The 16,007-nt window shown below is 37.2% G+C and carries 7 protein-coding genes; 6 read left to right on the top strand and 1 reads right to left on the bottom strand.

Annotation, left to right across the window (positions count from 1 at the left end):
* The first annotated feature begins 6 nt into the window (after nucleotides 1-6).
* The 3 genes from kbl to VNJ50_RS08070 all read left to right on the top strand — a co-directional run bounded on the left by kbl (nucleotide 7) and on the right by VNJ50_RS08070 (nucleotide 5,513).
* On the top strand, nucleotides 7-1,200 hold the full coding sequence (kbl, locus tag VNJ50_RS08080; RefSeq protein WP_325580746.1) for a glycine C-acetyltransferase: 1,194 nt from the start codon (nucleotides 7-9) through the stop codon (nucleotides 1,198-1,200).
* Between the two features lie 126 nt (nucleotides 1,201-1,326).
* Nucleotides 1,327-2,688 (top strand): OmpA family protein, encoded by a 1,362-nt coding sequence (locus VNJ50_RS08075; RefSeq protein WP_325580744.1) that lies wholly within the window; start codon nucleotides 1,327-1,329, stop codon nucleotides 2,686-2,688.
* A gap of 62 nt (nucleotides 2,689-2,750) precedes the next feature.
* A complete protein-coding gene (locus VNJ50_RS08070) occupies nucleotides 2,751-5,513 on the top strand; it encodes a PD-(D/E)XK nuclease family protein (protein ID WP_325580742.1) in 2,763 nt (920 codons plus the stop codon).
* A gap of 100 nt (nucleotides 5,514-5,613) precedes the next feature.
* On the opposite strand, the gene VNJ50_RS08065 is transcribed toward VNJ50_RS08070, so the two are convergent.
* Complete coding sequence (locus VNJ50_RS08065) at nucleotides 5,614-7,167, bottom strand: aldehyde dehydrogenase family protein (protein WP_325580740.1); 1,554 nt, start codon at nucleotides 7,165-7,167, stop codon at nucleotides 5,614-5,616.
* A gap of 119 nt (nucleotides 7,168-7,286) precedes the next feature.
* On the opposite strand from VNJ50_RS08065, the gene VNJ50_RS08060 reads away from it, so the two are divergent.
* The 3 genes from VNJ50_RS08060 to pbpC all read left to right on the top strand — a co-directional run.
* Nucleotides 7,287-8,372, top strand: coding sequence for an isoaspartyl peptidase/L-asparaginase (locus tag VNJ50_RS08060; RefSeq protein ID WP_325580737.1), 1,086 nt, complete (start codon nucleotides 7,287-7,289; stop codon nucleotides 8,370-8,372).
* A 22-nt stretch (nucleotides 8,373-8,394) separates the two neighbouring features.
* The gene (locus VNJ50_RS08055) at nucleotides 8,395-14,010 is read left to right on the top strand and encodes an alpha-2-macroglobulin family protein (protein WP_325580735.1); all 5,616 of its coding nucleotides are present in this window, start codon (nucleotides 8,395-8,397) and stop codon (nucleotides 14,008-14,010) included.
* A gap of 123 nt (nucleotides 14,011-14,133) precedes the next feature.
* Nucleotides 14,134-16,007: penicillin-binding protein 1C (pbpC, locus tag VNJ50_RS08050; RefSeq protein ID WP_325580733.1), on the top strand; the 1,874-nt coding region annotated here is incomplete at its 3' end.

The following is a 16,007-nucleotide window of genomic DNA, read 5'->3' as shown; positions in this document are numbered from 1 at the left end:
TTGATTATGTACGGTAAAATACAACAACACTTACAAAAAGAACTCGAAAACATTAAAGAAGCGGGGCTTTATAAAGAAGAGCGCATTATCACTTCGCCACAAGGAGCAGAAATAACCTTGAATACTGGAGAAACTGTTCTGAACTTTTGTGCCAATAATTATCTTGGCCTGTCGTCACATCCAGAAGTTGTCCAAGCAGCTAAAGACGCTATGGATACACATGGTTTTGGAATGTCGTCGGTCCGATTTATTTGCGGAACTCAAGATATCCACAAAACTTTGGAGCAAAAAATCGCCGAGTTTTATGGCACCGAAGACACCATTTTATATGCCGCGGCTTTTGATGCCAATGGTGGTGTGTTTGAACCTTTATTGGATGCTGAGGACGCTATTATTTCAGATTCACTGAATCATGCCTCTATTATTGACGGTGTTCGCTTGTGTAAAGCAGCGCGGTACCGTTATCAAAATAATGATATGGCAGATCTTGAAAAACAACTTATTGACGCCAATGCCAATGGTGCGCGCTTTAAGATTATTGTCACGGATGGGGTTTTTTCAATGGATGGTTTAGTAGCGCCATTGGATAAAATTTGCGATTTAGCTGATAAATATGATGCTATGGTGATGATTGACGAATGTCATGCCGCTGGTTTTATTGGCGAAACAGGTCGAGGTACTTTAGAGGAAAAAGGAGTCATGGGCCGCATCGACATTATTACCGGAACCTTAGGAAAAGCTTTAGGTGGCGCAATGGGTGGTTATACCACCGGTAAAAAAGAGATCATTCAAATGTTGCGTCAAAGATCAAGGCCTTATTTATTTTCCAATTCTCTTGCACCTGCTATTGTTGGCGCTTCGATCAAGGTATTTGAAATGTTATCCAATGATAATCATTTAAGAAATCAGTTGGAAGAAAATACTAAATATTTCAAGGAAGGCATGTTAAAGGCTGGCTTTGACATTGTTGATGGTGATTCTGCAATTGTTCCGGTTATGCTGTACGATGCCAAGTTGTCCCAGACCATGGCAAATGAGCTCCTTAAAGAAGGAATCTACGTTATTGGGTTCTTTTTCCCAGTTGTTCCTAAAGATAAAGCAAGAATTAGAGTACAATTGTCATCGGCACATACTAAAGAGCATTTAGATAAAGCCATTGCTGCATTTATCAAGGTAGGTAAATCATTGGATATTATTTAAAAACAGTCCAAACACTTGTTTTTTAAAGTTGATATTCAATATTTTTCCATAATTGTCTTTGTTAATAACGTTTAACAACTTATTTTTGTACCCGATTAACACTTTTAAAATTAAATCAATTAGAATATGAAAAATCTTAGCAGATTATTTTTCGCTATGTTGCTTGTTTTGAGCTTTAGCAAAACCAACGCACAAGATGCTAATAACCCTTGGGCGATTGGAATCGGTGTCAACGCAGTAGATTTCTACCCAACAGGTGCAGATGGGCAAGGTGGAATTTTTGATCAATATTTCAATTTTGGCGATCATTACAATGTTTTACCATCCCTGTCTTCAATTTCAGTTTCTAGATATTTATCAGACGGTTTTTCTTTAACTGCAGCTGGAACTATCAACGAAATCAGCAAAATGGGTAATACTCCTGTAGATGATCTATCTTACTACGGTTTAGATGGTACTGTAAAATACAGCTTCGCACAATTGTTAAATTCAAAAGTTATCGAGCCTTACTTAGGAGTAGGTGGTGGTTATACTTGGGTTGACGATATAGGCGCTGGTACATTAAACGGAACTCTTGGTTTTAACCTTTGGTTCTCTGAAAACATCGGTGTAACTGTTCAGTCAGCATACAAACATGCATTTGAAGATTACTTAACTACACATTTCCAACATACAGTTGGTTTAGCTCTTAAATTTGGTGGTAAAGACACTGATGGCGATGGTATCTACGATAAAGATGATGCTTGTCCAGATGTTCCTGGTATCGCAGAATTTAATGGCTGTCCAGATTCAGACGGAGATGGTATTGAAGATTCTAAAGACGATTGTCCAGAAGTTCCAGGTTTAGCTGAATTTAACGGTTGTCCTGATACTGACGGTGACGGTGTTGCTGATCATTTAGATGATTGTCCTAACGTAGCTGGTTTGAAAGCTCTTAAAGGTTGTCCAGATGCTGACGGTGACGGTGTTGCTGATCATTTAGATGAGTGTCCTAACGTAGCTGGTCCAGCTGCTAACAAAGGTTGTCCTTGGCCAGATAGAGATGGTGACGGTGTTTTAGACAAAGATGACAAATGTCCAGATGTTCCTGGTACAGTTGCAAACAACGGTTGTCCAGAAAACAAACCGAACGTTGAGAAAATGAAACAATTGAATGACTATGCTAGAACTATCTTATTTGATACAGGTAAAGCTACTTTCAAGAAAGAATCTATCCAAACGTTAAATGCAATGAACGCTATCTTTAAAGAATTCCCAGAAGCTACTTTCGCACTGGAAGGTTATACTGATAGTACTGGAAATGCAAGATCTAACCAATTATTATCAGAAAGAAGAGCTAACGCTGTGAAAGACTGGTTAGTTGCTAACGGCATTGACTCAGATCGTTTGACTGCTAAAGGTTTTGGAATCGAAAATCCAATTGATTCTAACAAAACTGCTGCTGGTAGAGCAAACAACAGACGTGTAGAAGTAAAACTTACAAACTAAGTTTTAAAAAATAAATATTAGAAAAACGCTCCGATATCCGGGGCGTTTTTTATTTTTATACAATGACAAGTTTTTTAAAAGAAGTTCTGGACGATATCCAAAACAAAGGCCATGACCTTTCTCAGCTTACCTTTATCTTACCAAGTAAAAGAGCGGGTACTTTTTTAAAGGATATTATATCCAAGTCTATTGATCAAACCATTTTTGCTCCTGAAATTCTTTCGATTGAAGAATTTGTCGAAAGTCTGTCAGAACTGTATTATGCCAGTAGTACAGAACTCCTTTTCAGCTTTTACCAGGTTTATCAAGAACTTACTCCAGAAACTGAACGTGATTCGTTTGATCAGTTTGCTAAATGGGGGCAGCTTCTAATTCAAGATTTTAATGAAATCGATAGGTATCTCATCGATGCAGATCATATATTCGATTATTTAAAAGCTATTAAAGAAATCAACCATTGGTCTTTATCTGAAGAGCAAACGCCGTATATCAAAAACTATCTCGCCTTCTGGAACCGATTTAAAATATATTACTATGGATTAAAAGAAGCATTAATCCTAAATAAAAAAGGTTATCAAGGTTTAGTATATCGGCAAGCGGCCAATAGTTTGGACGCTTATATGGCATCTTATCCTAACAAGCAACATGTTTTTATAGGATTTAATGCTTTAAATAAGGCTGAAGAACGCATTATACAAGAGCTCATTCAGCAAAATCTTGCCGATATATATTGGGATATTGACGCAGCGTTTTTGGAACATCCTATCCATGATGCCGGGTTATTCATCAAACAGCATTTTAAAAATTGGCACTTTTTCAAAGAAAATAAACCGAAATGGATTGGTGACCATTATCGACAGGAAAAAAACATCAACACGATTGCGGTTCCAAAAAATATAGGTCAAGTAAAATACATTGGCGAGTTGCTAGAGGCATTGCCTTCTTTCGATCTTAAAAAGACAGCCATCGTTCTTGGTGATGAAAATTTGTTAATGCCTTTGCTTAATTCCATTCCAGAAAAAGTAGAAGGTATTAATGTTACCATGGGACTTCCTCTTAAATCTGTACCATTGGCGTCGTTATTTGATCTGCTATTCAAGATTCAAAAAAACCACACCAACCAATTGTATTATAAAGATGTGATTGCCATTTTATCGCATTCTTTTATTCAATCGGTATTAGTTCATGAAGATTTTAATTATAGCAATCAAGTTATAAATTATATTCAAAAAAATAATATTGTAACGCTGTCGGTTGAGCAAATTACAGCGTTGGTCAAACCAAAACAGGATGTTATATTGTTATTGTTTCAGTCATGGGGAAAAGATGCACAACAAGCGTTTACGCAATGTTCTGAGCTTATTTTAGTCTTGAAAGAACACTTAACTAAAGAGAAATCCAAAAACCTGTTAAGCCTCGAATATTTGTATCGTTTCAGTCAAATTTTTAATGAACTTCAGCACTATAATACAACATATAATCTTATCCAAAATAGTACTACTTTATACTATTTGTATAAGGAGTTGTTAAGTAGTGAAACTTTGGATTTTCAGGGTGAACCTTTAGAGGGGCTTCAAATCATGGGAATGTTGGAATCGCGCGTTTTGGATTTTGAAACGGTTATTATTTCATCGGTCAATGAAGGGATTCTTCCTGCGGGAAAAAGCACCAATTCGTTCATTCCTTTCGATGTTAAGATTGAAAATGGATTGCCAACCTATAAAGAGAAAGATGCCGTTTATACCTATCACTTTTATCGATTGATGCAGCGTGCAAAAAACATTTATATCATTTATAATACAGAGCCAGATGTGTTAAATGGCGGTGAAAAAAGCAGGTTTATTACACAACTTCAAATTGAAAAGCTCCACAATATCAATCATGTTATTGTTGCTCCAAAAGTTGAAATTGCACAAAAAGCACCTAAAGTGATTGAAAAATCAGAATCGGTTATTAAGCGTATTCAAGAAATTGCTTCCAGCGGATTTTCGCCATCTTCATTGACCAGTTATATCAGAAATCCGATCGATTTTTATTATCAGAAAGTGCTTAAAATTCAAAGTTTTGATGACGTAGAAGAAACCGTCGCGGCCAATACCTTAGGAAGTGTCATACATGAAACGTTGGAAGAATTTTACACGCCGTATAAGGGACAGTTTTTGATGGAATCAGAGTTAAAACAAATGAAACTGTTGATTAACGATCGTGTAACGCATCATTTTAAAATGTTGTATAAAGAAGGCGATATGACCAAAGGCAAAAACCTAATTATTCTGGAAGTTGCCAAACGGTATATTTTAAATTATATCAATAAAGAAATAGAAGCTCTAAAAGACGGACATGAGATAAGAATTATTGATTTGGAGAAAGAATTTGATGTCGTAGTTCCAATTCCAGAGCTTAATTTTGAAGTGCGTTTAAAAGGTACGGTGGATCGTATTGAGGAATTTGATGGTGTACTGCGGATTATTGATTATAAAACAGGAAAAGTAAACCAAGGACAAGTCGAAATTGTGGATTGGGAAGATATCACGCTTGATTATGATAAGTACAGCAAAAGTTTCCAGATCTTGGCGTATGCTTATATGATGAATGAAACCAAGCCATTAACATCAGCTATTGAAGCGGGCATTATTTCTTTTAAAAATCTACAAGGCGACTATTTCTTAAAGTTTGCAACAAAATCATCATCGCATAGCCGAACTAAAAACCATGCTATTTCTACAGATACTTTGGAAGCTTTTGAAATGGAACTCAAAAAACTGATTTTAGAGATTTGCAATCCAGACACGAAATTTACTGAAAAGGAAGTGAAGCAGTTTTGATAGCAGTGTTTTTTAAAATGTTATTCTATAGCGCTATCACATAATGAAAAAGCCATTTTCAATTGAAAATGGCTTTTTTAATAGTTGTATTTTTAATGGATTACAAATCAAACTTAATACCTTGGGCTAATGGTAAACTTGTGGTATAGTTGATGGTATTGGTTTGGCGTCTCATATAAATTTTCCAAGCGTCGGATCCCGATTCGCGGCCGCCACCGGTTTCTTTTTCACCACCAAAAGCACCACCAATTTCTGCGCCTGAGGTTCCAATGTTTACGTTAGCAATACCGCAATCCGATCCTTGAACCGATAAGAAAGCTTCAGCTTCACGTAAGTTATTGGTCATAATAGATGATGATAATCCTTGTACAACGCCATTTTGAATTTCAATGGCATTGTGTACATCACCCGAATATTTTAATAAGTATAGAATTGGCGCGAAGGTTTCGTGTTGTACAATTTCAAATTCTGGTTGTGCTTCTGCAATGGCAGGTTTTACATAACAGCCACTTTCATAGCCTTCACCAGAAAGTACGCCACCTTCTATAATTAATTTTCCACCTTGTTCTTTCACTTTCACTAAAGCATCTTGATACATTTTAACCGCATCTTTATCGATTAACGGCCCAACATGGTTATTTTCATCCAATGGGTTGCCAATGCGCAATTGTTTGTATGCCGCTACAATAGCATCTTTAACTTTGTCATAGATGCTTTCGTGTATCACCAAACGACGTGTTGAGGTACAACGCTGACCAGCAGTTCCTACAGCGCCAAATACGGCGCCAATAACTGTCATTTTGATATCGGCATCCGGGGTCACAATAATCGCATTGTTGCCACCTAATTCTAATAAAGATCTTCCCAAACGTGCGGCCACATCCTGTGCTACAATTTTACCCATTCTGGTAGAGCCTGTTGCTGAGATTAATGGAATACGCGTGTCTTTTGTCATGAGTTCACCCACACGGTAATCGCCATTGATCAAACATGAAATACCTTCTGGCAAATTGTTTGCTTTAAAAACTTCAGCAGCAATGTTTTGGCAAGCAATTCCACATAATGGAGCTTTTTCACTAGGTTTCCAGATGCAAACATCTCCACAAACCCAAGCTAAAGCGGTATTCCATGACCAAACGGCCACAGGGAAGTTAAATGCCGAAATGATACCAACAACACCTAATGGATGATACTGTTCGTACATTCTATGCCCCGGACGTTCAGAATGCATGGTCAAACCGTAAAGTTGGCGTGAAAGTCCCACAGCCAAATCACAGATATCGATCATTTCCTGAACTTCTCCCAAACCTTCTTGATAGGATTTTCCCATTTCATAGGATACCAATTTTCCAAGTGCTTCTTTTTTTTCTCTTAATTTATCACCAAACTGACGCACAATTTCACCACGTTGCGGTGCCGGCATAACTCGCCAAGTTTTAAAAGCTGATGTTGCGGCGTCCAAAACTTTTGCATAATCTTCTTTAGTAGTGGTTTTAACCTTGCCAATCAGTTTTCCGTCAACTGGCGAATAGCTTTCAATAATTTCACCATTCGAAAAGTTATTTGAGCCTGTCGATGTACCTTCGTTTATGTCTTTTACACCCAATTCCCTTAAGGCTTCTTGAATTCCAAAATCTTTAGCAACTCCTTGCATGTATGTGTTTATTTAATTAATAAATGACTTTTGCGAATATAATAATAATATGTGGCTTATTGAAGTTGGAGCTTCTTAAAAAAAACCTAACTTTAAAGCTTAAAATCAATCTGTTTATCATGAGAAAATTTGTTTGTTTACCTTTGTTTCTGCTTTTATTTTTAGGCTGTAATACCAATCCCAATCCTTCTAATTCTGATCAGAAGTTATCATCTGAAAATCAACATGAAACTCCAGCTAATTCAGAAAAAATAAATGAGTTTGCCATTGTTATCCATGGTGGTGCTGGTACTATTTTGAAGAAAAATATGACGCCAGAGGATGAGGCTGCTTATAAAGCTAAACTGGAGGAAGCCATAAAAGTTGGTTATGAAATTCTTAAAAATGGAGGTTCAAGTTTGGATGCCGTAGAAAAAACCGTTAACGTTTTAGAAGATTCACCACTTTTTAATGCAGGAAAAGGTGCAGTATTTACAAATGAAGGCAAGAATGAATTGGATGCCTCAATTATGGATGGAAAAAACTTGAATGCTGGTGCCTCTGCAAGTACAACCACCGTTAAAAATCCGATTAATTTGGCAAGAGCAGTAATGGAAAACTCACCTCATGTAATGCTTTCCGGAAAAGGAGCCGAAGAGTTTGCAAAAGAGCAAGGTTTGGAACTTGTAGATCCTTCGTATTTTTATACCGAAAACCGTTTTAAAGCACTTCAACGTGTTAAAGCTGCCGAAAAACAGGAAGAAACTCGTGATAAAGCTGCATTTTATGATCCGGTTATCAAAGATTCAAAATTTGGAACTGTAGGTTGTGTGGCTTTGGATAAAAACGGAAATCTTGCTGCAGGTACATCAACCGGTGGGATGACCAACAAACGCTGGGGAAGAATTGGTGATGCACCCATTATTGGCGCAGGAACTTATGCCAACAACGCTACGTGTGCGGTGAGTAGTACAGGTTGGGGCGAATATTTTATACGTGCCATGGTGGCTCATGATATTTCTGCTTTGATGGAATATAAAGGTTTGACCTTAAAAGAAGCCGCCAAAGAAGTTATTCAAACCAAAGTAGCCGATTTAGGAGGCGATGGCGGGATCGTTGCTGTTGATAAAAACGGAAATATGGTTATGGAATTCAATACCGAAGGGATGTATAGAGCTTCTATGGATGCCTCTGGAAATCTGACTATTGGTATTTATAAAGATTAAGTTTTACTGAAACACCTTATTTATGTATATCTCAAAATCAAAGAGGACAATCAACTATTTATGTTTTAAGAAGCTAAGTGCTTTTCTATTTCTTTTGCTGCTTGTAGTATCATGCAAAAAGGAAAACACCGCCAATATAGAAACCGATAACCTCTTTAAATTTCGGGATTATATTAGTTATACAACAGCTGGACGCGTTTCTGTTTACGATCCTGTTATAATAAATTTGGTCAATGATGTGGAAGGATGGGAAACCGGACAGGAAATTCCCGATCATATTATCACTATTGAACCTAAAGTCAAAGGAAAAGTACTGGTCGAAAATGCACATTCCCTAATTTTTAAACCAACCGAACCTCTGCAACCGGATACCGAGTATAAAGTGACCATAAAGTTGTCAGAGATCTATAAAAACCAACCTAAAGAATTTGGTGCTTTTACGTTTGAATTTAAAACAATTACCCCCAATTTTTCTTTAACGACCAATTATTTACAATCTTATAGTAAAGCATGGCAATATTTGGAAGCCACTTTAAAATCGGCAGATATTATTGATATCAACGATGCTAAACAATTGGTAGAAGCTTTTCAAAATGGAAAAAAACTCAAATTGCAATGGAATGAATCCATAGAAAAATCCAGGGTTTTTGAATTTAAAATAGATAGTATTAATCGTTTGGTTGAGGATAGTGAAGTGTTGGTAAAATGGAATGGAAAAGCGATAAAAGCCAATAATGTAGGTGAAAATACAGTAGCAATTTCAGGAATAAATAGTTTTACCATTGTTAAAGTGGACGTGGTCCAAGCTCCAGAACAGTATTTATCCATCAACTTTTCCGATCCTATAAAAAAACAGCAAAACTTTGATGGATTGATTGCCATTCAAAATTCTAAACATCCCAAATTTATAGTTGATGGCAATGTTCTTAAAGTTTATCCAGATTCAAAACTTGTGGGCGATATTTTGGTCGATGTTTTTCAGGGCATTTCAAATACAGACGGTTTCAAGCTTAAAAAACCATTTTCAGAAACGATTTCTTTTGAAGAACTAAAACCTCAAGTTCGACTAATTAGCAATGGCACGATATTGCCAAATTCTGAAGCATTAAAATTTAATTTTGAAGCGGTTAATTTAAAGGCCGTGGACGTTCGGATTATCAAGATTTTTGAAGATAATGTTTTGCAGTTTCTTCAGGATAACAATTTAAGGGATAATAACGATTATGCCATTAAACGTGTAGGTCGAAGAATTGCAAAGCAAACGATTACCTTGCAAAATGATGGTGATGAAAATAAAGACCGATGGAAAGCGTATAGTATAGATTTATCCAAGTTTTTTAAAGCCGATATGGGTGCCATTTATCGCATAGAGCTGAGTATCAAAAAAGAATATTCTCTGTTTAATTGTGATAATTATACCACTATTGATAATTCGGAAGATGCTTATTATGACGACTATTACGACGATTATTATGATGATGCTTATACCGAAAGTTCTTCGGAAGATGAAGATTTGCGTGAGGAAGCTTATTGGGATAATTTAATCTATAGTTATAAAAACTACAATTATAATTGGAACCAACGCAACAATCCATGCCATGATGCTTATTACAATCAAGATCGTGTGGTATCGCAAAATTTATTGGCCTCCAATCTGGGCGTGATTGTAAAACAAGGTGGAAATAATTCCTATTATTTTGCGGTTTCTAATATTTTGGATACCCGTCCCGAAACGGGAGCTACCATCAGATTGTTCAATTATCAACAACAAGAAATTGCGAAAGTCACAACCGATAACGACGGTTTAGCAAAACTTAATAATGATAAACTTGCTGCTTTTGCAATCGTTAGCAAAGGTAATAATACGTCTTATATTAAATTGGATGACGGAAACTCGTTGTCATTGAGCAAGTTTGATGTTTCTGGTAATAGCTTACAGCGCGGACTCAAAGGTTATATTTATGGCGAACGCGGTGTTTGGCGTCCCGGAGATTCTTTGTTTTTAACCTTTATGTTGAATGATAATGACAATAAGCTGCCCAAAGGACATCCTGTAAAAATGGAAATCAGCGATCCGAATGGCAAACTGATTTACAAGAATATCACTTCCGAAAACACCGATAATTTTTACAAATTTGTCGTTCCCACAAATGTCGAAGATAAAACCGGAAATTATAGTGCAAAAGTTTCGGTTGGTGGAGCTTCATTTTATAAAAACTTACGTGTCGAAACCGTCAAGCCCAACAGATTAAAAATTAAAGTCGATTTTGAAGATGAGGTATTGGTCAATAACCAACCTTTAAACGGAACTTTAGATGTGAAATGGCTTCATGGTGCACCTGCTAAGAATTTGAAAGCTGAAATTAAGGCAAAATTTAGCACTTCTTACGAAGGTTTCAAAAATTATAAGGATTATGAATTTGTTGATCCCACACGTTCATTCTCATCCGAAGAAATGAATGTTTTTGAAGGTCATTTGAACGACGAAGGCATCGCAAAAATCAATACGTCATTAAATGTTGGTAAAAATGCACCAGGTTTATTAAACGTTCAGTTTTTAGTCCGAGCCTTCGAAAATGGCGGTGATTTTTCATTGGATGCCTTTTCAAAAACCTATGCACCTTATACGTCATTTATCGGTTTAAAATCGCCGGAAGGCAATCGTTATGATTCGTTTTATACCGATCAGAATCAGACGTTTGATGTAGTCACTATTGATGCTAAAGGCCAACCTATAAAACGCGAAAATTTAGAGATAAAAGTTTATAAAATTGAATGGCGCTGGTGGTGGAATTCCTCTTATGATAATCTGTCGAGTTATGTATCGAGCACGTATCACAAACCTTATCTGGATAAAACCATCACTACAGATGCCAATGGAAAAGGGAAATTCACTCTAAATATTCCAGAGGATGAACGCGGCAGATATTTGATTCGTATTACAGATCCGATAAGTGGCCACGCTACTGGAAGGACTGCTTATTTTTATAAAAATTGGTATGACAATACGCCATCGGGCGATAAAGATGCTGCAAAAATGCTGGTCTTTGCTGCCGATAAAGAAAATTATAATGTTGGAGAATCGGCTAAAATAACTTTTCCATCAGGTTCTGAAGGCAGAGCTTTGGTAAGTATTGAAAATGGTTCGGATGTGTTGTCGTATAAATGGGTAGTTACCACGCAAGGCGAAACAACGATTAATATTCCGATTACTCCAGAAATGGCACCTAATGTATTTGTGAATATTTCATTGTTACAACCGCATGCCACAACCGCCAATGATTTACCGATTCGTTTATATGGCATCATTCCAATTATGGTTGAAAATCCATCGACCAAATTAAATCCTGAAATTAAAATGCCGGATGTTCTTCAACCTGAACAGGAATTTAAGGTAGAAGTGAGTGAAAAGAATAAAAAAGCAATGACTTATACGATTGCTATTGTTGAAGAAGGACTTTTAGATTTGACACGTTTTAAAACACCAAATGCTTGGGATGAATTTTATACAAGAGAAGCTTTGGGCGTTAAAACTTGGGATATTTTTGATGATGTGATAGGTGCTTACAGCGGCAGTATCGATCAGGTATTTGCCATTGGTGGTGACGCCAATGCCGAGGCTGGTAAAAACATAAAAGCCAATCGGTTTAAGCCTGTAGTAACCTATTTGGGACCATTCAGTTTGAAGGCAGGCGAAAAGAAATCGCATAAAATCAAAATGCCAAACTATATTGGCGCCGTGCGTGCCATGGTGGTTGCCGGCGATGCTAAGACCGAAGCTTATGGCAGCACGGACAAATCGGTTCAGGTTAAAAAACCGTTGATGGTTTTAGCAACTTTACCCAGAAAACTAAGTCCTGGTGAAAAAGTCACGTTGCCCGTTACTGTTTTTGCCATGGATAATAAGGTGAAAAATGTAAACATTAGTTTAAAGTTGAGTGATGGCATTGCTGTTGTTGGCGAAAAATCAAAATCTTTGTCTTTTAACAGACCCGATGAGCAAATGACTTATTTTGAGTTGGATGTCAGCAAGGCAAAAGGCGTGAGTACCGTTGAAGTGATTGCCAGTGGTAATGGCGAAAAGTCATCCTATAAGGTGGAAATGGATGTTTATAATCCAAATCCGATCACTTCAAAATCATTGGATGAAACACTTGAAGCTAAGGCCGTCAAAACGATGGATTTTTCGACGTTTGGAGAAATAGGAACCAATAGTGCAACCGTTGAGTTTTCAACATTGCCACCAATGGATTTTTCAGGACGTTTGCAGTTTTTAATACAGTATCCGCATGGTTGCTTAGAGCAGATAACTTCAGGATTATTTCCGCAATTATATTTAACTGATATTTTTGATTTGCCGTATCAGAAAAAACAAGACATCCAGAAAAATATTGAAAGTGGCGTTAAGCGTTTGGGTAATTTCCAAATGGCTTCCGGTGGCATGTCTTATTGGATGGGCGAAAACTCCGTCAATGATTGGAGCACCAGTTTTGCAGGTCATTTTATGCTGGAGGCTGAGAAAAAAGGCTATGTGTTGCCGTTAACATTTAAGAGCAATTGGCTGCGCTACCAACAACAAGCCGCGAGAGATTGGCGTCCGAGTTATCGAACAGCAAATACCGATTTGGCACAGGCTTATCGACTTTATACCTTGGCATTGGCGGGAAGTCCTGATCTTGCGGCTATGAACCGATTGCGAGAGTTTAGCGAAATGTCCAATGAAACCAAATGGCGCCTTGCCGCAGCGTATGCTTTGGCTGGTCAAAAAGAAGCGAGTGATAAGATTTCGAGTACCGCAAATATCAATTTTGTTCCGCCAAAATATGATAATTACACGTATGGTTCTGTAGATCGAAATCGTGCAATGGCATTGGAAACCATGATTTTGACAAAGAATCCTAAAATGCGTGAATTGGCTGAGGATATTGCGAAAGACCTTTCGAGTAATCGTTGGATGAGCACACAAACCACGGCTTACAGTTTATTGGCCATGGCAAAAATGGTAGAAGCCAATGGCGGAAAAGCAGTAAAAGTAGAATATACGCTCAATGGAAAATCAGAAACCATCGATAGCAAAAATGCGATTGCACAACGCGAATTGTCAGTTAAAGAAGGCAATAATTCCTTTAGTTTTAAAAACAATCAAGCTAATGTGATTTATGTGCGAGTTTTAAATTCGGGCAAATTACCGCTTGGTCAAGAAATTTCCGAACAGCGCGGTTTGAGTGTTTCTGTAGTTTATAAAAACTTAAATGGAAATATTATTGATATCGAAAGACTAAACCAAGGACAGGATTTTGTAGCGGTCGTGAAGATTTCTAATCTTAAAAATCAAGATATCAATGATGTGGCTTTGACACAGATTTTTCCTTCGGGATGGGAAATTATAAATACACGTTTTACTGATTTTGGTGATACCACTACAAGCCAAGCGCGATATACGGATATCCGGGACGACCGCGTTAATTTTTATTTTGATTTGCCAAAGAAAGGGAAGTATGACACCAAAACGTTTACGGTTATGTTGAACGCTTCTTATTTAGGAACCTATTATTTGCCAGGTGTACAAGCCGAAGCCATGTATGATAATGAGTTTTTGGTGCGAACCAAAGGAAAATGGATTGAAGTTTTAAAATAGCTACATTTCAGCCCAGGCAGAAAACCTTTATGTTTAGCGAAGCTAATCTTGAGGTTTGCCAACAGTATCTAAACAGACTTAACAGGTTTTTAAAACCTGTTAAGTCTAAGAAGATCTTCAACCATGAATAAAATAATAACCTATATAAAACGCCACAAATTCAAATCGGCTATAGTTTTTATAGCTTTAGTGGCTTATTATTTTTGTTTGCCAAAGCAACTGTTTAAAGATCCAACGGCAACGGTGATAACAAGTAATACTAATGAACTTTTAGGTGCGGTCATTGCCGAAGATGGCCAATGGCGATTTCCTCAAAACGATAGCATTCCCGAAAAATTTAAGATTTGTATCATCCAATTTGAAGATGCCCATTTTTATAAACATCCCGGATTTAATCCAGTTTCAATAGCTAAAGCTTTAAAACAAAATTTAAGTTCCGGTGGTGTTAAAAGAGGCGGAAGCACCTTAACGCAGCAAGTTATTCGGCTATCTCGAAAAGGACAATCACGAACTTACTTAGAGAAAGTGAAGGAGCTTATTTTGGCAACGCGTTTGGAGTTTAGAACATCCAAAGAAAAAATTCTATCCTATTATAGCAGCAATGCGCCTTTTGGAGGAAATGTGGTCGGTTTGGACGCCGCATCATGGCGTTATTTTAATAGAGCCGCTTCCGAATTGTCATGGGCCGAGAGTGCTACTTTAGCTGTTTTGCCCAATGCGCCGAGTTTAATTTATCCTGGAAAAAATCAAGAGCAATTGCTTAAAAAGCGCAACCGATTGTTAGAAAAATTATTGAAACAAGAAATAATAGATAGCTTAACCTATCAATTATCAATTGTTGAGAATTTGCCTCAAAAACCATATCCCTTACCACAAATTGCACCGCATTTACTCCAAAGAGTTGCACAGACCCATTTAGGTAAACATGTAAGAACCAGCATTAAAAAACCGATTCAGGATCAGGTTAATAAAATAATCCACAACAGCTATAACAATTTAAAACAAAACGAAATCCATAATGCGGCCGTGCTGATTTTGGATGTAAAAACGCGTAAAGTATTGGCTTATGTAGGAAATACACCTACGGATATGGAACATGAAAAAGATGTAGATATTATTAATAAACCAAGAAGTACCGGAAGTATTCTAAAACCGTTTTTGCATGCTGCCATGCTTGATGCCGGCGATTTACTGCCCAATATGTTGGTTGCGGATGTGCCCACGCAATTTGGAAATTATAATCCCGAAAATTTTGATAAGCAGTATGATGGTGCCGTTCCTGCAAGTCGTGCGCTGTCCAGATCCTTGAATGTTCCGTCCGTGCGGATGTTGCAGGAATTTGGTTTAAATCGGTTTTATCATTATTTAAAAGCTTTAAAATTGAGGGATTTAAAATACAATGCCAATCATTATGGATTGTCCCTTATTCTTGGTGGTGCTGAAAGTAATCTGTGGGATTTATGCAAAAGCTATGCGGCATTATCATCTACATTAAATCATTTTAACGAAACATCTAGTGAGTATTTTGATAATGAATTTTGTGAGCCCACTTTTTTGGCTGATGAAACTATTGATTTTGGTAAAAAAACGTCCGAAAAAACATTGTATGATGCTGCTTCCATTTATCTTACTTATGAAAGTTTGAAAGAAGTCAATCGTCCGGAAGGCAATGAAAATTGGGAGTTTTATGATAGTTCTAAACAAATTGCCTGGAAAACCGGAACCAGTTTCGGATTTCGTGATGCTTGGGCCATTGGGACCACCAAAGATTATGTGGTTGGTGTTTGGGTAGGTAATGCCGACGGCGAAGGCCGACCAGGTTTGGTTGGTGTACAAACAGCTGCACCTATTTTGTTTGAAGTATTTGATGTATTGCCTAAAAGTGATTGGTTTTCAAAACCTTTTGACGAAATGCAAGAAGTAGCTATTTGCTCACAATCGGGGTATAGAGCGTCGCCAAATTGCGATATTGTACAACAGAAATTTATTCAAACGGC

The sequence above is a fragment of the Gelidibacter sp. genome (genome assembly GCF_035577925.1).
In the GTDB taxonomy this organism is placed as follows: Bacteria; Bacteroidota; Bacteroidia; order Flavobacteriales; family Flavobacteriaceae; genus Gelidibacter.
Note: the sequence above shows the minus strand (reverse complement) of the source record. Positions and strands in the feature narration are given on the sequence as shown.